We start from the raw sequence: 17113 nt of genomic DNA, 5'->3' as shown, positions 1-17113 counted from the left end.
TGGTTCCGCTCAGATCGGGCAATTTGATCTGGATCACCCGTTCAGTCCAGGTCACGGTCGAATCGGCCCGCTTTGAGGCAGCCCAGGAAGCTGCCCCAGGAAGAACTACCAATGACTAAGTGGCTACTCTTCGGATCTTTCGAGTCACGCACCGCTGTTTCCCCTGGCCTCAGGGATACCTCGATACAGTTGACCTGGTCACTGCGACTGCTCTTGCGCCAGATGGAGTCGTTCATCGGTCAAGCCCCTTCGCGATCGACTCGATCAGCTCTGCCGAGCCCGCAACGTCCAACGCCTGGCCTCGTAGCTGCTCGCACACATCAAGATACTCGCAAGCTTCTTCAGGCTTGGTAAGGAAAATCCCGCCCTTCCGGTTCTCCAGATAGACGTACGTTCCTAGGGATCCGAACTCATAGACCGCGAACGGCCCTTGGATCCCGGCATGGGCGCCAGCGTCCACAGGAATGACGTTAACCAGCACCATTGGAAGCTCAGCACAGTCGATGATGTGCCTAAGCTGTGCGCGCATAATCCGGGCACCACCGATCAGCCGTCGAAGCGCCAGTTCGTCGAGGAGGAAGACCAACTCCGGGCCGTTAGGCCTTGACAACAAGCACTGACGGCCAACCCGAGTTGAGACGCACTGCTCCACCTCACTGACAGTGCGCCCACGCGTGGAAAAGACCGCGCGGGCATAACTAGGTGTCTGCAGAAGGCCTGGCACAAGCGAGTTCCCGAAGTCGGTGATCCTCGAGGCTTCGCGCTCCAGGGTCATGACGTTCGCCAGCTGGTCGGCGAACTCGTCCGCCGGTAGTTCGACGGTGTCGCTTCCGTCGCAGGCCTTGGCGACGAGCTTGTCCTTCTGCGCGCCGGTCACGCCGAAGAGCACGCAGAGTTCCTTGACCTCGCCCGCGGTGGGCTTGCGGGCTCCGGTCTCGTTGCGGCTCACCCAAGCCGGGCTCGTGCCCAGCTTGGATGCCACCGATCGGGTGGAAAACCTGTTGAGTTCGCGGAGCCTCCGCAGCTCGGCTCCGAGGCCGACTTGAAACACACGGCGGCCTTGAAACATCCCCTACCCCCAGGGTTTCCGATCCAGCTGTTTCGCGTTTCAGCTCGTTTCAGTTCCGGCGAATCAGATTCGGAATGGATGAAGCGATGAAACAACGCTAGCTTCCGGCGCCATCCGAGATCTACGTCCACTGGCAGAAAAGGACTCGATGGGATGGTTTTCGACGTGTTTCGGCGCGAGAGCACCGATGTGTTCTGGATCGTCGGCGCCGGGTTTCGCGTGCGGCACGCGATGTTCGCGCTTCCCGGTTCGGTATATACCGGCGCGTGGGTTCCCGCGCTCTGCGAGATGTGGCTGCTCATCCCGTCCGCCACGCCATTCGGGCAGGTGCCAGTCACCGCGAAGTACACCGAGCAGTGCGCGGAGTGCGAACTGATCGTCGCCGACCGCGGACACCGCGGGCACGTCTGGGACTTCTGAATCCGAACAGCTCTCGCGCGGAACTCGCGGGAATGCACTTCCCGGAAGACCTACCGAGAAACATCGCGCAAATCCACGAGAGGAACCGCATGACCGAAACGACATCGACCAACTACGCGCGCACCAGCGTGCCCCTGCTCGTCCTCGCGATCGCGACCTGCCTGATCTCGCTGATCGGCGCCTTCCTGCAGATCGTGATCGCCGTGATGGGCGGATTCCAGCAAGGCCGCGCGCTCTTCGGCGCGCTGGTGCTCACCGCGGCCGTGCTGACCCTGCTCCTCGGTGCCGGAGGCGGCCTGGAAGCGATGCGCGGCAGCCGCACCGGCCGCGTCCTGGTCACGACTTGCTGCCTGTTCTACCTGGGCAACGGCACCATCACGCTGCTGAACGGGAACATCGGCAGCCTCGTCCAGCTGGCCGTCGCGATTCCGCTCGGCGTGCTCTGGTGGCTGCCCGCGACCACGCGCGCCATGCGCACCGAGCGAGCCCGGCGCGACGACCGCGCGCGAGCGCTCGCGCACGCGTGGTGAGAACCGTTGCGGCGGGGCGGTCGCGGATCGCTCAGGACGCGAAGTGCTCGGCGTGCGCTTCGGCGAACCCGCGCGGGACGCGGGCGAGCAGGGCGGAGCCGTCCGTGAACTCCAGCCGGATGAACGTGGCCCGGGGAATGCCGCACCCCAGGTCCACCGCCTCCACCCGGGCGATCCGCTCCACCGGGACCTCCGCGTAGGAGACCGGGCCGTTGTCGCTCTTGACGCTCTCCGCAACGCGCTGCACCTGAGCGGCAACGGCCTTGGCCCGGCCGAACAACCCACCCCCGGACGCCTGCTCCTCGTCGGCGAGGTGCTTTCCCTTGACCACCACTGCGAATCGCTGCGTGGTCATGACCAGGAACGCCTCGTCCGGCACCTGCACCAGGTGATCGCCGAGCAGCACCGCGTCCTCGCTCGGGCCGGCGGCGAACACCCACCACATGATCGACGGGTCGTCGGCCCACTCCTCGCCCAGGAACCGGCCGTTGACGAGCTGCTCGCTCGGCAACGGCCATTCCGGCGCGTCCACCAGCGACCCGCGAACCTCGTTCAACGCCACGTGCGGAATCCGCGACTGCCCGCCGATCACCGACGCGACGTAGCCCTGCGACGGGAGGTCGAACCACAACAACCGCTCGTCCTCACGAGCCCACTGCTCCTTGAGGATCGGCTCCTGCTTGAACCGCAGGACGTGCTCGTCGGTCCCGCTGCGATCAGCCACGACCCCATCCCCTCCGCATCGCCTCGACCATGTGCTGCGCGTCAGCGGGCGTCTTGCCGTTGAGCACGAACCCGGACCCGTCCGCCAACTGCAGCGCGCAATGCCGCCACTTCTCCGAACTGCGCTGCGGGCCAACCACACCGAAGTCCGCGATCTCACTCGCCTTGATCTCAACCCAGGGCCGGAGCTCTCGGTTCCCCATCGGCTCACCCGGATCGTTCTCGCCGAACTCCTCGACCGTCTTGCCGACCAGGGATCGCCCGAAATCGCCCCAGCCCGTCTGCGGGGCCTTCGCACGCTGCGGCGGGAGAAGAACCCCCAAGCGGTCGGGGGTCAGCACCCAGAGGTGTTCGACCCCGGCATGATCATCGGGATAGGGCGTGCGCTCCAGCCGGACCGCCCGACCATCCGGCTCCGGGCCGATGATCGTGACATCATCCGCGCGCTTGGGAATGCCTCCCCGGTCACCACCGCCGAAGGCAGCCGTCGCAACCGTGGCCAGGGCCGCGTCACCGACCGAAAAGGCCGCGCGCCCGAGCTTCTTACCAAAGGATTTTTCCCGGTACCCGCGCTCGTCCAAGCCACGAACGCGAAAGGTCCTGCCTCGCTGCCAAACAGCCCACAAGATCGGTTCATCAGACAAGCACCACCAGCGACGAGCAGCCAGCGAAGGCCCGAGTCGTTGAGAGACCGTCACGATTCAACTCCCCTCAGACCCCGAAACCGCGCTCTTCAGCTGCTCGACGCTCTTCCTCCGTCGATGGGTCGGCGGCCTCGTCATACCCGTACTTGACGCCCTGCTCGACACCCTCGTGCAGTACGTTCGCACTGCCCTGGTGAATGACCGCATCCTGCCAGCGGTGCTCACCGCTGAGTCCGAGCTGCCCCAAACCGGCCTGCGTGAGGTTGGCCGCCAAGGCCTGCTCCCCGACGGCGCTCTCCCCAGGCTCGGCTTCGAGGTCACCACTCCAGCCGTCCCTAACCTGCTGCGCGTACCTGTTGCCCGTAGTCGTGGCGTAAGAAGGGTCTGCCTGCACGTCAGCGAGGTCTCGCTGCGCGTTCCGCAGCCTTTCCGCCGCACCCGCTTCTCCGAGGTCCACACGCTTCTGCGCGGCCTCGACTGCTTCCTCGGCCTTCTTGATGTCGTGACCACCGCCACGGGTAAGCGTCTTCGCCAAGGGGTTCGCGTCCACTTGGCGTGCGACCCACTGCTGGGCCATATTCCCGTCGCGCAATTCGTTCATCTTGTCCACGAGCTTGCTCAAGTGGCTCGTCCGAAGCTTCTGGAGGAGATCTTCCAGCTTCGTGACCAGTGGCCTCAGCTTGTGCACGAGCTCAGCGACCTTCGTACCCAGTCGTGTGCCGGTGATCGCCGCTTGGGCGGCGGTCGCTCCCTGCGCCGTCGCCACCGAGGCGCCTGCCGTGATCCAGGACGCAGCCAGGGCGGCGATCCATTCGATGATCAGGCCGATGACCAGTTCCTGGATGATGTCGATGCAGGTCTCGACGAAGGTGTCGAAGATGTCCGCTGCCAGGTCCAGGGTCTGCTTGAGGTCCCGCACGTCGCTGGCGAAAGCCGAGGTTCCCTCGGTGAATTCGCCCATCTGCTCGCGGAAGGCGTCGCCCGCCCGCCCCTCCCAGACCGGGCGGGTCGCCTCGGCGCGCTGCTGTTCGTGCTCGCCCAGCTTCTCCAGCCAGTCGGCGACCTGTTCCCAGCCCTTGCCGGTGCTGCGCATCTGCTCCGGGTCGCCGATGGCCGGTTCGAGGACGAACTCCACCAGCGGGCTGATCACCAGCGAGACCAGGAATCCGAGACCGTTGTCGACGAACGACTGGCCGGGGCTGGTGACCAGCTCGAGCTGCTCCATCCGGGCGTTGACCGTCGCGATCGCGACGTCCGGCGGGCTGGAGGCCTTGGCAAGGCCCTGCGAGGCCGAGACCGACGACATGCCATAACCCGCGGTCTGGGCCATGAAGCCCTTCTGCGAGCCCGCGCCGTTGACCGCCGCCAGCGAGCCCGGACCGCCTCCCGCGCCGGAAAGGCCGGCGAGGTCGATGCCGCCGAGCTGGTCGGCCTGGCCCTGGTCGGTCTCCCGGTAGTGCTTCGCCGACTCCTGGACCGCCTCGGAGATGTGCCGCATGAAACCGCCAGCTCGGTTGGCCAGGTCGCGGCATTCCTCGAGCGAGTCGAAGTAGGTGAACGCCAGGAACTCACCGATCGGCCCGAAGCAGTCGTCGCTGACCCGCGCCTGTTCGAGCAGCTGGGAGAGCTGCTGGAGGTGTTCGGCGACGCCCTCCGAACCCGTGCTGTGCGCCGCGAGCGCCTCCGGCGCGACCTTCATCTCCATCTGCGCCTCACCTCAGGTAGGAGCCGTGGGAGAAGTCCTCGTCATCGCCGCCGGACGACCGACCGGCGGGGGCTTCGTCCTGCGGAGGCCGGGAATGGGCGTTGAACGCCTCCTTGAACTGCTCGGCGCGCTCGCCCAACGCGGGATCGACCACCTCGTCCATCTGCTGGGCCGCGTTCTGCGTCGCCGCGCGGATCGCGCCGAGGATGGCCTGCTGCAGCGCCGAGTGCGACTGGCGCATGGCCTCCGGGGACAACCGCAGATCCACGACCGCACCGGAAGGAGCGACCTCGACCGACACCGAACCGTCGTCGCTGCTGGCCCGGCCGCGGACCTCCTGCATCTTGTCCTTGAGCTGCCCCGCCTGCTGCGCCTGCTCTTCGAACCGGCGCATCATCTCCTGGATGCGCTCCGAGGCGTCCATCAACATCCCCCCAGCTGAGTTCGGCCAGATTCCGACGCGAGGCTAACGATCACGGAGGACGCGGGCGGACCGATTCGAAAATCCACCCCTTACGTCCGGAAATGCCTGGTTGACCCGATCGGTCGGCATCGCGTCGCGAGTTGCCCGCGACGCTGCGAGTTGCCGGCGACACAGGACAGGGCCGCGTCAGCACGAATCGCTACCACTGCTGCACTTTCCGTGAAATCGTTTGGCACGCACGGAGCAACGGGTGTGCTCCATTCGTCAAATCTGGGGCGGGACGGGAGCGCGCGAGTTTAAGCTCTGCCGGGCAAGCGAGGTGGCCCCAAGGAAGTTCGAGGTCAGGATGTCCGTCCACAGCAGGCAGTTAGCGGGGTTCGACGCGTGACTCAACCACCGCAGCACCCCTGGGAACGGCCTTGGCCACCGCACCAGCAGACACCGCAACAGCCCTCGCCGCAGTGGGTACCGCAGGGATTACCGCCCGGGTACGGGCCGCAGCAAGGACCGCCACCGCCGCCCTACGGCCCACCACCCCAGCAGCAGCACCAGCAACACCAGCAGCTGTCGCCGCAGCATCCGCCCCAGCAGCAACCGTGGGGGTTCGCGCCGGTTCCCGTGCCGCCGCAGCGCAAGCGCTCGCGCGCCGGACTCGTCGTCGCGCTGGTGCTGGCAGGCGTCACGCTGGTGGCCGGGGGCGTGGTGACCGTGGCCGCCACTGGGTCCCACGACAGCGCCTCGGGCCGCCCGCTGGCGGGCAACGACATCGCTCCCACCGCGTCGAGCGAAGCCTCCGGCCCCAGCAGCTCCGAGACGACCACGAGCAGCACGAGCCCCACGACCGAATCCGCCGAATCCGACGCGCACCCGGTGACGGCGCTGGGCAACAACCCGATCAACATCGAGGGCAACGGGGCGATGAGCACCCCGTGCAGCATCCCGGACTTCGGCACCGACGTGGCCTCGCAGGACCGCTTCTACCAGGCGATCATCCCGTGCCTGATGAAGGCGTGGGCGCCGGCGCTGCGGGAGGCGAACCTGCCGACCGAAACCCCGCGCGTTGTCACCATCGGTCAGGACACCGACACTCCCTGCGGTGTGCGGCGCTGGAACCAGACCGCGCTGTACTGCCCCGACGACCACACCATCTACATGACCGCGCGGTACTACTCGCAGGTGGAGAACCGCACCCGCGGCGGCGTCTACCTCGGGCAGTTCGCGCACGAGTTCGGCCACGCCATCCAGGCCCTGGCCGGGATCAACACCGCCTACGGCGACGCGATCAACCGGGCGGGCTGGGAAAGCCCCGAAGGACTGGAACTGACCCGGCGCTCGGAGCTGCAGGCGACCTGCTTCGAGGGCATGTCGCTGGCCGCGCTGCAGAACGGCGGCGTCAGCAACGAGCTGATCTTCCCCGCGCTGACCGACTCCTCCGCGCGCGGCGACGAGCACGGCGACGTCCGCGACCACGGCAGCACCGAGACCAACGCCTCCTGGGTCGACCAGGGCTTCACCAAGAACCGCGTGGTCCAGTGCAACACCTGGCTCTCCGCCGACGAGCACGTCGACTGACCCGCCCCTCACCGGCTGAGGGTGACAGTTTTGCCTAAAACTGTGGATGCCGTGCCCGGACAGTTTTCGGCAGAACTGCCAGTGCCCTGAGCCGGGTGTCAGCGGGAGGCGCGCCCTCGACGAGCTCTGGACCTCCGACTCCTAGCGCTTGCCGCCCAGGAGGATGCCGTAGCCGCCGCCGGCGACCGCGGCGAGCGTGGCCAGCACCAGGTTCGCGCGCAGCACCAGGTCCTCCAGTTCCGTTCCGGCCGAGTCCGCCGGAATCGCCACGAAACCGTCGGAGGCACCGGCCGGGATCATCACCTCGAGCTCATGGCCCTCGAGGTGCCCGCAGCCGTTGAACGTGCCGGTGCGAGTCTTCCCGCCGATCTGAACCTCGATCCGATCGCCCTTGGTCTGCCGGCCGCACGGACGCTGTTCGACCACGGTCGCCGTCGCCGGGCGCAGTTTCGACTGTTCGTCGGCTGCCGCCACGAGCGGCCAGACCGTCACACCGGCCACCACAACGCCGAGAACGCCCAGAACGAGCAGGATCGACGCCACCGAGGCCACACCTCGCGTGCTTCCCACCCCACAGATAGTGCCAGCCTCGGCACACTGCGCGGTGACACAGGCGGATCACGAAACCGGCCGCTACGTCTTGCGCACGTACAGCAACCGGTCGCCCGCCTCGATCGCGTCCGCCTCCGGAGCGTCGACCCGGTGCAGAGTCCCCCCGCGCACCAGTCCGAGCACCATGTCCGGCAGGTGCCGCGGCGAGCCGCCGACCTCCGAGGGATCCACGTCGCGCTCGGAGATCGCCAGGCCCGCCTCCGGCGAGAGCAGGTCCTCGAACATCTCCACCACCGACGGCGTGGACGTCGCCATCCCCAGCAGGCGGCCCGCGGTGTCGCTGGAGACCACCACCGAATCGGCGCCGGACTGGCGCAGCAGGTGCACGTTCTCGGCTTCCCGGACCGCGGCCACCACACGCGCCTTCGGGGCCAGTTCGCGAGCCGTGAGGGTCACCAGCACGGCCGTGTCGTCGCGTTCCGGGCAGATCACGATCGCGCTGGCGCGCGGGACGCCCGCGACCCGCAGCACGTCCGAGCGGGTGCCCGAACCGTTGACCGTGACCAGGCCCTGCGCTGATGCCGACTCCAGGGCCGCGCGCTCGGTGTCGACCACCACGATGCGCCCCGGGTCCGCGCCCTCGCCGAGCAGCGAGGTGACCGCCGAACGGCCCTTCGTTCCGTAACCGATGACGACCACGTGGTCGCGCACCTTGGACCTCCAGCGTTGGATCTTGTAAGCCTGCCGGGACCGCTCGGTGAGCACCTCCAGGGTGGTGCCGACCAGCACGATCAGGAACAGCACCCGCAGCGGGGTGACGACCAGGATGTTCACCAGCCGGGCGGTCTGGGTGACCGGCGCGATGTCACCGTAGCCGGTCGTGGACAGCGACACCGTCGCGTAGTACACGGCGTCGAGGACGGTGATCTCACCCATGCCATCGGAGTCGGTGTAGCCGTCGCGGCCGACGTAGACGATGAGCACCGTGGTGGCCAGCGCGGTCAGCGCGTAGACGATGCGGCGGAGGATCGAGCGAACCGGGCTGATCGTGGAGCCCGGCATCCGGATCACGCCGGCCAGCGTGTGGTCGGGCAGATCGCTGAGTTCGTTCTCGGCGCCGCCGCCGATCGACCGCTTGAAGCCCCGCTTCATCACCCGCACTCCCCGACTCGGTCACTCACGGCGCGCAACAGTAACGCCTCCGCGTCCACCACCGAATTCGCGGGTGAATCCGGCAGGTCCCCATCCCGAAACCGGCGTCCGGCGTTCTACCATGCAGCGGTGCAGCAGCGGCTACGCCACGCAGCCCAGGTCCTGGGCTGGGACGGACGATTAGTGCAGGATGTCGAAGTGCTCGGCACCCGGTTCACCGCGGTCGCCCGCATCCGGCCCAACGTGCACCGGTGGCGGATGCACAACGGGTGGGCGCCGGAGCTCGACCCGGCCTGGTTCAAGACCTGGTCCGAGCCCGAGCACCACGACCAGCTCCCCGTCGCGGCGGTCGACCTGCTCGGCACGCTGGTTCCGGTGAACAGGCCCAGCAAGGCCCTGCAGGCCTGCGGAATGCTGCTGACCCTCGCGCCCTGCGCGGCCGTGCTGCCCTCGACCGGCACCAACGACGTGCTGTCCATGCTGGAACTCGACTACTACGGCGCGGGTGCCGTGCGCACCAGCTCGCGGGGCGATGCCGAACTCGTCATCGCACCGGAGGATCGGGCGGCCGAGTTCGGCTCCTCCACCTTCGGCCGCTGGCTGCTGGAGGTCCTGTACTCGCGGCTGCTGGAACCCGAGCCGGAGAACGCCTGAGCCCTGCTCGGCCCACCACCCGCACCACCGCGCAAAGGCGACCTCAACGCAGGTTCCGAGCGCCCTCGCGGCATGCGGCGGCAGCCGCTGTTCCGAGTGTGGGACTCAGTCGGCACCGCCGCGGGTTCTGACGCGTCGTGCGGCGAGGACAGCCGCGACGCCGCGCAGGCCGCTGCTCAAGGAGCAGATCCCGCAGCCACGCAAAGATCCAAAACCGAAATATCCCCTAAGGGGCCCTCGCGGTATGCGGCGGCAGCCGCCGTCTCAAGTGTGGGACTCAGCCCGCACCGCCGCGGGTTCTCAGACGTCGTCGGGCGAGGACAGCCGCAGCGCCGCGTAGGTGGCTACTCAAGTCGCGGATCCCGCAGCCCGACGGCGTCTGAGGTTCCGCTCCCGGCACCGCCACGCAAATCCCACACCAAGAGTTCCCCTACGCCAGCACGTACTCGTGCCAGTTGAGGGCTTCTGGGTTCCAGCGCATTCCCCGGCCTTCGGCGAGCATCTTCAGCGCCTGCATGGTGTGCGGCCAGCGGCGGATGACGTTGGCCATGGCCACCGGCGTCATCAGGTCGACGGTGCGGCGGTGGTCACCCGGGCCGAGCATGGCCGTGCCGCCCTCGGTGCGGATGATGTCGGTGAGCGGGCGCTGGCCGGACAGAGCGGTCTGCTCGACGCTGATGATGGTGTGCGGCTGCAGCTCGGCGGGCCAGCTCTTGCGGTCGATGTCGCCTGCGACCGGTTGTTCGCAACTGCCGCATTCGCACTCGAACTCGCTCGCCCAGCCGTGCTGCCGCCAGGACCAGACCGCCGCGCCTCCCGCGTCGAGGTCGTCGAGAGCGGCCACGTGCGGCCACGCCCCGATGACGGCCTGCATCTTGGTCTGCTTCGCCTGCTTCGGCGTCTCCGGGCCGTCGAACGACCAGGTGCCCTCCTCGTCGCGGTGGACCCGCACCAGCGGAGCGCGCATGGCCAAGACCTCGGTGTCCACGCGCACCGGGGATTCCGGTGGTGTGCTGAGCTTCCAGTCGGTGTTCATCGTGGGCATACTCGGTCGCCACGCACGCCGGACTCAAGCTCCGCCACTCGAACGTGTAAACCTTCGCCGAAGCACCGCGCGCGCGATTTCCGTTGAAACCGCCGGTCATTGGGCCCGCGGCCGCCGATCGGGCCGTTCCAGCGCCGCAACGGCGGGCCAAGCGTCATTCGGGCTTCGGCACCGCCGTGATGAGCTCGCGCAGTCCATCGCCGTCGCGCAGGTCCGCCGGGCGCAGGGTGTAATCGTCGCGCACGTAGTGGAAAGCCGCCCGGACCCGCTCCAACGGCGTTCCGGACAACTCCGCCCAGGCGATGCGGTAGGCCGCGAGCTGCACCGACAGGGACGGGATCTGGTCACCGCCGGGAACCGAACCGGTCTTCCAGTCCACGACCGTCCAGCCGCCGTCCTCGTCGGCGAAGACCGCGTCCATCCGGCCGCGCAGCACGATGCCCTCGACCTGCGTCTCGAACGGGACCTCCACGCGGTGCGGGGTGCGATCGGCCCAGGAGCCCTTCAGGAACGCCTCCTGCAGCTCGGCGAGGTCCGCGTGCACCGGGGCGGATTCGTCCGCGGCACCGGGCAGGTCGTCGAAGTCCAACAGCGCCGAGGACGTGAACCGGTGCTCCAACCAGGCGTGGAAGGCCGTGCCGCGCCTGGTCATCGGGTTCGGCGGGAACGGCAGCGGGCGACGCAGCCTGCGGGCGAGCCCATCGGTGTCCCCGGCAAGTTCGACCAGCTGGCTCACCGACAGGTGTTCGGGCAGCCGGACCTGCTCGCGGCGCTGCGCCGCGGCGGCGCGCTCGGCCAGCAGCACGTCGACATCGCGGGACCAGCCGTCCGGGTCGTTCTCGTCCGGCTGCGGCGGGTTCGCCATCGCGGCGCGCACCAGATCGGCACCCGCGGCGACGGCCTGGCGGCGGGGACCGAGCGGATCGACCGGCCACTGCGCGCTGCGGACGTCCTCGGCGAGCGGGTTGGTGGCGTCCTCGTCCGGCGACGGGGTCCACTCGTCGATCACACCGGCGCCGTCGCGGTGGGCCACCTCGGCGACCTCGGTGAGGAAGTCCGACGGACCCTTGGGCTTGTCGCCGTTCTCGCCCCACCAGTGCCCGGACAGCAGCAGGGTGCGCTCGGAGCGGGTCACCGCGACGTAGAACAGGCGGCGTTCCTCGGCCAGCCTGCGGGCCTCGAACTCCTCCTCGTGCAGGCCGAGTTCCTCGCCGATCTCCTTGCGGTCCATGCCCGGCAGCCGTCCGAGGTCGAGCTTGGGCAGGTCCGGGGCGTCACCGCGCAGCTCGGCGGGCAGCGAGGTCACCGAGCGCAGCCAGGAGGAGGACTTGCGCTTGCCGGGGAAGACGTCGGCGACCAGGTGCGGAACCGCCACGACCTGCCACTCCAGCCCCTTGGCCGCGTGCACGGTCAGGATCTGGACGCGGTCCTCGGCGACCTCCACCTCGCCGGGCTCGAGACCGTCCTCGGCGCGCTCGGCGGCCGAGAGGTAGTCCAGCAGCGACGGGAGCGTGGCCGACGGGCTGGCCGTGGTGAACGAGGTGACCACGTCGGCGAAGGCGTCGAGGTGGATGCGACCGGCACCGACCGGGCGGGCCAGGCTCTCGATGTCCAGCAGCAGGGTGCGCTCGACATCGGCGACCAGCTCCGGCAGCGGCTGGTCGAGGCGGCGGCGCAGCCCGGCGAGTTCCCCGCCGAGCTTGCGGATCCGCTGATAGCCGTCCGCGGAATAGCGTTCCGGACCGCCCGGGTCGTCCAGGGCGTCGGCCAGCCCGGCCTGCTCGGCGCTCTCCCCCGGCAGAGCGGCCTGCACGACCGCCGCCGGGTCCTCCGAGTCCGGATCGCCGTAGAACTGGGCGCCGAGCTCACGGGCGCGCTGCCACAGCGCGGCGAGGTCGGCGGCGCCGATGCGCCAGCGCGCGCCGGTGAGCAGCCGCGCGGCCGCGGTGCCCGCGAGCGGGTCGACGAGCAGGCGCAGGGCGGAGACGAGGTCGCGGACCTCGGGTTCGTCCAGCAGGCCACCGAGACCGACGACCTCGACCGGCAGGCCGCGCTCGCGCAGCGCGGCCGCGATGTCGGCCATGTCGGCGCGCCTGCGCACCAGCACGGCGGCCGTCGGGGGCCTGCCGGTCTCGTCGATGGCGGCCTGCCACTGCGCGGTTACCTGGTCGGCGACCCATTCCCGTTCCGCGCGAACGTGTTCGGTCAGCGTCAGGCGGATGTCGCCGTCGTCGGCGCCGTCGCGGGCGCGCAGCTCCTCGACCTCCAGGCCGACGCGGCGCAGCGGTTCGGACACCGCGTTGGCCAGGTCGAGCACCTCGGGCGGGTTCCGGAAGCTGGTCAGCAGCCCGTAGCGGGACGCGGGCACCGGGTGGTCGACCTCGGTGCGCGGGAAGTCGGTGGTGAACCTGGGCAGGTTGGCCGCGCTGGCGCCGCGCCAGCCGTAGATGGCTTGGGCGGGATCGCCGACCGCGGTGACCGGCAGCGGCTCGCCCTGCCCGAACAGCGAGCGCAGCAGCACGCGCTGGGCGTGGCCGGTGTCCTGGTACTCGTCCAGCAGGATCGCGCCGTAGCGGGCCCGCTCGCCCTCGACGACCTCGCGGTGCCCGGCGGCCAGCGTCGCCGCCAGCGACATCTGGTCGGCGAAGTCCATCGCGCCCTCGCGCCGCTTGCGCCGGGCGTACTCGTCGACCAGCGGCAGCAGCGCGGTGCGGAGCCGTTGCGCGGCAACGACCTTGACCATGTCCTGCGGGAGGTTCGCGCGCTGCCCCTTGGCGCGGGGAGCGTTCTCGATCGCCTCGCAGAGCTTCTCGGCGTGCGCGCGCAGATCGGCGGGGTCGACGAGGTGCTCGGCGAGCTCACCGGCCAGGGCGAGCACGTAGGCGGTCACCGTCGCGGGAACCTTGTCGGTGTCCAGGTCCTCGGTCCAGCTGGAGACCACGCGGTGCGCGAGCTGCCAGGACGCGGTCTGGCTGAGCAGCCGCGCGCCGGGCTCGACCGGCACCCGCAGACCGTGCTCGCCGACGATGCGGCCCGCGTAGGCGTGATAGGTCAGCACCGTGGGTTCCTCGGTGAGCACCGTGGAGCGCAGCTGCCCGGACGGATCGACCTCGTCGAGCAGACCGGATCCCGCGAGCCTGCGCAGGCGCGCGCGGACGCGGTCGGAGAGCTGGCGGGCGGCCTTGCGGGTGAAGGTCAGGCCCAGCACCCGCTCCGGGGTGACGATCTGGTTGGCCACCAGCCACACCACGCGCGCGGCCATCGTCTCGGTCTTGCCCGCGCCCGCACCGGCCACGACCAGCGCCGGTTCCGGGGTCGCGGCGATGACCTCGGTCTGCTCGGGCGTGGGCGAGTGCAGGCCCAGCGCCTGGGCGATCCGCTGCGGAGTGATCACTGCGGCACCTGCCTACCTGCCGAGTGCACCGGGCAGCTGGTCCGGGCCGGGCAGCGCGAGCAGTCCGAGTTCTCCTGCGCGGCGTAGACCGGGCCGAGGCTGTCCGCAGCCGCCTGGTGCACCACGTCGAGCCACACCTTGAACCGCTCCTCGTCGAAGGGCTCCTGCGCGCGCTCGGTGGCCGCGCCCGAGCGGTCGGACTTGGCCACGTAGAGCAGCCGCGCACCGCCGGCTTCGCCCTCCTCGCCGAAAGCGCCCAGCGCGGCGGCGAGCTGGTAGACCGCCAGCTGCGGGTGCTCGGCCGCCTCGTTCTTGCTGACCGGGGCCTTCGCGGTCTTGACGTCGACGACCACCGGGCGCCCGTCGGCATCGCCCTCCAGCCGGTCCACCCGGCCGCGCAACCGCAACCAGGGACCTCCCTCGCGACCGGGGACCTCGATGTCGAGATCCTTCTCGACGCCGAGCTGGGTGAGCTCGGCGCGGGACTGCACCAGCCAGTTGACGAACGCGCCGAGCATCCCCTCGACGCGCTTGCGCTCCTTGCGCGAGAACCACGGAGCGCCCGCGTCGACCTGCTCCCATGCCTTGTCCAGCTCGGCGTGCAACGTCGCGGTGTCGGCCCCGTCGGCGGCGGCCTGCACCAGCGCGTGCACGAGAGTGCCCGTGACGGCGGCGAGTTCGGCGGTGTCCTGGCCACCGTTGCGCTCGATCAGCCAGCGCAGCGGGCACTTCGCCAGGATGTCCACGGTGGACGGTGACACGCGCACCGGTTCGTCGGCGGTGACCAGCGGTGCGTCCGAGGAGCTTTCGGGCAACCCGTACCAGGAATCCGGATCGGCGCCGGGAACCCCGTCGGCGGCCAGCCGCGCGAGCTGGTTGGCCGCGCGCTGCTTGCGCTCCGGGTCCTCCTGCGGATCGCAGACCACCTGGCGCAGCTCGCCGACCAGATCGGCCAGCGTCAGGCCGCGCTCCGGCCGCTCGACCGGGCGCTCGGCGGAGTCCGGGTCGCTCTCCACGCCGTCGAGCTCGTCGAGGAACCGCGACGGCTGCTCGTCCTCGCCGCGGACCGCGCTGACCAGCAGGTTGCGCCGGGCGCGGCTGGCGGCGACCAGCAGCAGGCGACGTTCCTCGGCCAGCAGCGGAGCGGTCGCCGAGACCCGCTCGGCCGACATCCCGGACAGCACGTCGACCAGTCGCTCCACCCCGAGCAGCGAGCCGCGCAGCCGCAGGTCCGGCCAAGTGCCCTCCTGCACACCGGGAATCGCGACTACGTCCCACTCCTGGCCGGCCGCGGCGTGCGCGGTGAGGATCTGCACCGCGTTGTCCCGGGGCGCGGTCGGGGCCAGCGAGGAACCCGCGATCTGCTGGCCCTCGAGTTCGCTGACGAAGCCGAAGGCGTCGTTGCCGGGATTCTTGTCCACGTAGTTGGCGGCGGCGTCGAACAGCGCGACGATCGCGTCCAGGTTGCGGTCGGCCTGCATGCCCGCGACGCCGTGGCGCTCGGACTGGGTGACCCAGCGCTTCTCCAGCCCGGAGGCCTTCCAGACGCGCCAGAGGGTCTCCTCGACGGACTGGCCCTTCTCCACCGACTCCCGGGCCAGGTCGAGCAGCTTCGCGATGCGGCGAGCCGGTTCGGCGGCCGAGTCCTCGAGCGCGGCGAGCTTGTCACCGCTGCGCAGCACCTCGACCAGCAGCTCGCTGCTGGCGCGGCCGCCGCCGGTGGCCTGGTCCAGGCGCAGCAGACCGCGCTTGAGGCGGCGCAGCGCGAGCGGGTCCGCGCCACCGAGCTGGGAGTTGAGCAGCTCCTCGGCCGCCGTGCCGTCGAGCTGGTCCGGGCGCACCGCGCAGCGCAGCAGGGTCAGCAGCGGGCGGACCGCGGTGCGGGCCGCGAGGGGCTGGTCGTCGGACGGCAGCGTGATCGGGATACCGGCAGCGAGCAGCGCGCGGCGCAGCACCGGCAGCGAGCGACCGGTGGAGCGCACCACCACGGCCATCCGCGACCATGGGATCTCCTCGAGCAGGTACGCGCGGCGCAGCTGGTCGGCGGCCCAGGAGGCCTCCTGGGCCTCGGTGGCCAGCAGCCGGACCTGCACCGAGCCGTCCGGCCCCGCATCCGGCTCGACGAGCCTGCGCTGCGGGCCGTGACCGGGAAGCCTGCCCGCGAGCCGCTGCACGGCCTCGCGAACCGGCTTGGACATGCGGTGATCGACGGTCAGCACCGCCGTGTCGCTGCCGTCCGGGTCGGCGTCCAGGAAACCGCGCGGGTCGGCGCCGCGGAAGGTGTAGATCGCCTGGTCCGGATCTCCGGTCATCACGAACTCGGTGGCGGTGTCCGCGAGCTTGCCGACCAGGCGGTGCTGCAACGGGTCCAGGTGCTGGGCGTCGTCGAGCAGCACGTAGCGCACCCGGTCCTGCTCGGCGGCGAGCAGGCCGGGATCGGTCTCGAAGGCGAGCAGCGCGGTGGCGATCAGCTCGGCGGCGTCGACCGCGGGAGCCTGCGAACCGCCCGCCCCGCGCAACAGCGTGACCTGCTCGTACTGCTGGGCGAAGCGACCGGCCGCGACCCACTCGGGCCTGCCGTGCTCCCGGCCCAGCTCGATCAGCCGCTCGTGGCCGACCCCGCGCTCGGTGGCGCGCAGCAGCAGATCCCGCAGCTCCTCGGCGAAGCCCGGAACGCTCACCGCCGGCTGCAGGTTCTCCGGCCAGTCCGGCGCGCCGAGGTCCAGGTCGCCCTCGAGCAGTTCGCGGACGAGAGCGTCCTGGTCCGGGCCCGCCAGCAGCTGCGGCGGGGGCAGCTCGTCGCGAACCGCCTGCAGCCGCAGCACCGCGAAGGCGTAGGAGTGCACCGTGCGCACCAGCGGTTCCGGAGAGGTGCGCAGCCCTTCGGATCCGGTGAGCAACCGGGTGATCTCGGTGCGCATCCACGCCGCGGCGCGCCTGCTGGCGGTCAGCACCAGCACGTTCTCCGGGGACACACCGCGGTTTCGGATCCGGTCGGCGGCCAGCTCGGCGGTCAGCGTGGACTTGCCGGTGCCAGGACCGCCCAGCACGCGCAGGAAGCCGAAGGAGTGCTCCAGCGCGCGCCGACCGGCGTCGTCCCAGGTCGTGCTGGGCCGAGCGGACTCGGTGTGGCGCACGAGAACAGGAGCGGTCGGAGTCGGCACGAGTCCGATGGAACCACGAAGACCCGTCAAGATCCCGAAAGGCCTGGCCGGGTGTGCCGCAGTTC

General features: G+C 70.1%; 15 protein-coding genes. 4 read left to right on the top strand and 11 right to left on the bottom strand.

Features of this window, described 5'->3' with window-relative positions; genetic code table 11:
• Window positions 1-41: 41 nt before the first annotated feature.
• Together ABD289_RS02570 and ABD289_RS02565 are read right to left on the bottom strand one after the other, a co-directional pair.
• The gene (locus tag ABD289_RS02570) at window positions 42-236 is read right to left on the bottom strand and encodes a DUF397 domain-containing protein (protein WP_344126021.1); all 195 of its coding nucleotides are present in this window, start codon (window positions 234-236) and stop codon (window positions 42-44) included.
• Window positions 233-1069: a helix-turn-helix domain-containing protein gene (locus tag ABD289_RS02565; RefSeq protein ID WP_344126019.1), complete on the bottom strand. Its 837-nt coding sequence runs from the start codon at window positions 1067-1069 to the stop codon at window positions 233-235. The genes ABD289_RS02570 and ABD289_RS02565 overlap by 4 nt, the downstream gene beginning before the upstream one ends.
• Window positions 1070-1222: 153 nt before the next feature.
• Between ABD289_RS02565 and ABD289_RS02560 the strand changes: the two genes are divergently transcribed.
• Complete coding sequence (locus tag ABD289_RS02560) at window positions 1223-1489, top strand: hypothetical protein (RefSeq protein WP_344126017.1); 267 nt, start codon at window positions 1223-1225, stop codon at window positions 1487-1489.
• Between the two features lie 89 nt (window positions 1490-1578).
• The gene (locus ABD289_RS02555) at window positions 1579-2019 is read left to right on the top strand and encodes a hypothetical protein (protein ID WP_344126015.1); all 441 of its coding nucleotides are present in this window, start codon (window positions 1579-1581) and stop codon (window positions 2017-2019) included.
• A gap of 31 nt (window positions 2020-2050) precedes the next feature.
• Here the strand turns inward: ABD289_RS02555 and ABD289_RS02550 are convergent, their stop codons facing one another.
• From ABD289_RS02550 to ABD289_RS02535, 4 genes are all read right to left on the bottom strand, one after another.
• Window positions 2051-2743 (bottom strand): hypothetical protein, encoded by a 693-nt coding sequence (locus ABD289_RS02550; RefSeq protein WP_344126013.1) that lies wholly within the window; start codon window positions 2741-2743, stop codon window positions 2051-2053.
• Window positions 2736-3323 carry a hypothetical protein gene (locus tag ABD289_RS02545; protein WP_344126011.1) on the bottom strand — a complete coding sequence of 196 codons (588 nt, stop codon included), beginning with the start codon at window positions 3321-3323 and terminating at the stop codon, window positions 2736-2738. Before ABD289_RS02545 ends, ABD289_RS02550 begins: the two co-directional genes overlap by 8 nt.
• Before the next feature lie 130 nt (window positions 3324-3453).
• Window positions 3454-5091 (bottom strand): WXG100 family type VII secretion target, encoded by a 1638-nt coding sequence (locus ABD289_RS02540; RefSeq protein WP_344126009.1) that lies wholly within the window; start codon window positions 5089-5091, stop codon window positions 3454-3456.
• Between the two features lie 7 nt (window positions 5092-5098).
• Entirely contained in the window at window positions 5099-5521 is a 423-nt protein-coding gene (locus ABD289_RS02535) for a YbaB/EbfC family nucleoid-associated protein (RefSeq protein ID WP_344126007.1), read from the bottom strand.
• A gap of 378 nt (window positions 5522-5899) precedes the next feature.
• Between ABD289_RS02535 and ABD289_RS02530 the strand changes: the two genes are divergently transcribed.
• Window positions 5900-7087: a neutral zinc metallopeptidase gene (locus tag ABD289_RS02530; RefSeq protein WP_344126004.1), complete on the top strand. Its 1188-nt coding sequence runs from the start codon at window positions 5900-5902 to the stop codon at window positions 7085-7087.
• Window positions 7088-7228: 141 nt separating this feature from the next.
• Here the strand turns inward: ABD289_RS02530 and ABD289_RS02525 are convergent, their stop codons facing one another.
• Together ABD289_RS02525 and ABD289_RS02520 are read right to left on the bottom strand one after the other, a co-directional pair.
• A complete protein-coding gene (locus tag ABD289_RS02525) occupies window positions 7229-7630 on the bottom strand; it encodes a hypothetical protein (RefSeq protein WP_344126002.1) in 402 nt (133 codons plus the stop codon).
• Between the two features lie 90 nt (window positions 7631-7720).
• Window positions 7721-8791 carry a potassium channel family protein gene (locus tag ABD289_RS02520; protein ID WP_344126188.1) on the bottom strand — a complete coding sequence of 357 codons (1071 nt, stop codon included), beginning with the start codon at window positions 8789-8791 and terminating at the stop codon, window positions 7721-7723.
• 129 nt (window positions 8792-8920) lie between these two features.
• Here ABD289_RS02520 and ABD289_RS02515 point away from each other — a divergent pair, with 129 nt between their 5' ends.
• Window positions 8921-9445, top strand: a complete 525-nt coding sequence (locus ABD289_RS02515; protein ID WP_344126000.1) for a hypothetical protein — start codon at window positions 8921-8923, stop codon at window positions 9443-9445.
• 430 nt (window positions 9446-9875) lie between these two features.
• Here the strand turns inward: ABD289_RS02515 and ABD289_RS02510 are convergent, their stop codons facing one another.
• The 3 genes from ABD289_RS02510 to ABD289_RS02500 all read right to left on the bottom strand — a co-directional run bounded on the left by ABD289_RS02510 (window position 9876) and on the right by ABD289_RS02500 (window position 17048).
• Window positions 9876-10481 (bottom strand): hypothetical protein, encoded by a 606-nt coding sequence (locus ABD289_RS02510; RefSeq protein WP_344125998.1) that lies wholly within the window; start codon window positions 10479-10481, stop codon window positions 9876-9878.
• A gap of 163 nt (window positions 10482-10644) precedes the next feature.
• Window positions 10645-13884 (bottom strand): ATP-dependent helicase, encoded by a 3240-nt coding sequence (locus ABD289_RS02505; RefSeq protein ID WP_344125996.1) that lies wholly within the window; start codon window positions 13882-13884, stop codon window positions 10645-10647.
• On the bottom strand, window positions 13881-17048 hold the full coding sequence (locus ABD289_RS02500) for an ATP-dependent helicase (RefSeq protein ID WP_344125994.1): 3168 nt from the start codon (window positions 17046-17048) through the stop codon (window positions 13881-13883). The genes ABD289_RS02505 and ABD289_RS02500 overlap by 4 nt, the downstream gene beginning before the upstream one ends.
• Between the last annotated feature and the right edge of the window lie 65 nt (window positions 17049-17113).

It is taken from the genome of Saccharopolyspora halophila (assembly GCF_039531955.1).
GTDB classification, from domain to species: domain Bacteria; phylum Actinomycetota; class Actinomycetes; order Mycobacteriales; family Pseudonocardiaceae; genus Saccharopolyspora; species Saccharopolyspora halophila.
Note: the sequence above shows the minus strand (reverse complement) of the source record. Positions and strands in the feature narration are given on the sequence as shown.

Excerpts from the sequence above, each read along its gene's own strand:
- ABD289_RS02570 (WP_344126021.1), bottom strand. The coding sequence starts at position 236 with ATGAACGACTCCATCTGGCGCAAGAGCAGTCGCAGTGACCAGGTCAAC.
- ABD289_RS02565 (WP_344126019.1), bottom strand. The coding sequence starts at position 1,069 with ATGTTTCAAGGCCGCCGTGTGTTTCAAGTCGGCCTCGGAGCCGAGCTG.
- ABD289_RS02560 (WP_344126017.1), top strand. The coding sequence starts at position 1,223 with ATGGTTTTCGACGTGTTTCGGCGCGAGAGCACCGATGTGTTCTGGATC.
- ABD289_RS02555 (WP_344126015.1), top strand. The coding sequence starts at position 1,579 with ATGACCGAAACGACATCGACCAACTACGCGCGCACCAGCGTGCCCCTG.
- ABD289_RS02540 (WP_344126009.1), bottom strand. The coding sequence starts at position 5,091 with ATGGAGATGAAGGTCGCGCCGGAGGCGCTCGCGGCGCACAGCACGGGT.
- ABD289_RS02535 (WP_344126007.1), bottom strand. The coding sequence starts at position 5,521 with ATGTTGATGGACGCCTCGGAGCGCATCCAGGAGATGATGCGCCGGTTC.
- ABD289_RS02520 (WP_344126188.1), bottom strand. The coding sequence starts at position 8,791 with ATGAAGCGGGGCTTCAAGCGGTCGATCGGCGGCGGCGCCGAGAACGAA.
- ABD289_RS02510 (WP_344125998.1), bottom strand. The coding sequence starts at position 10,481 with ATGAACACCGACTGGAAGCTCAGCACACCACCGGAATCCCCGGTGCGC.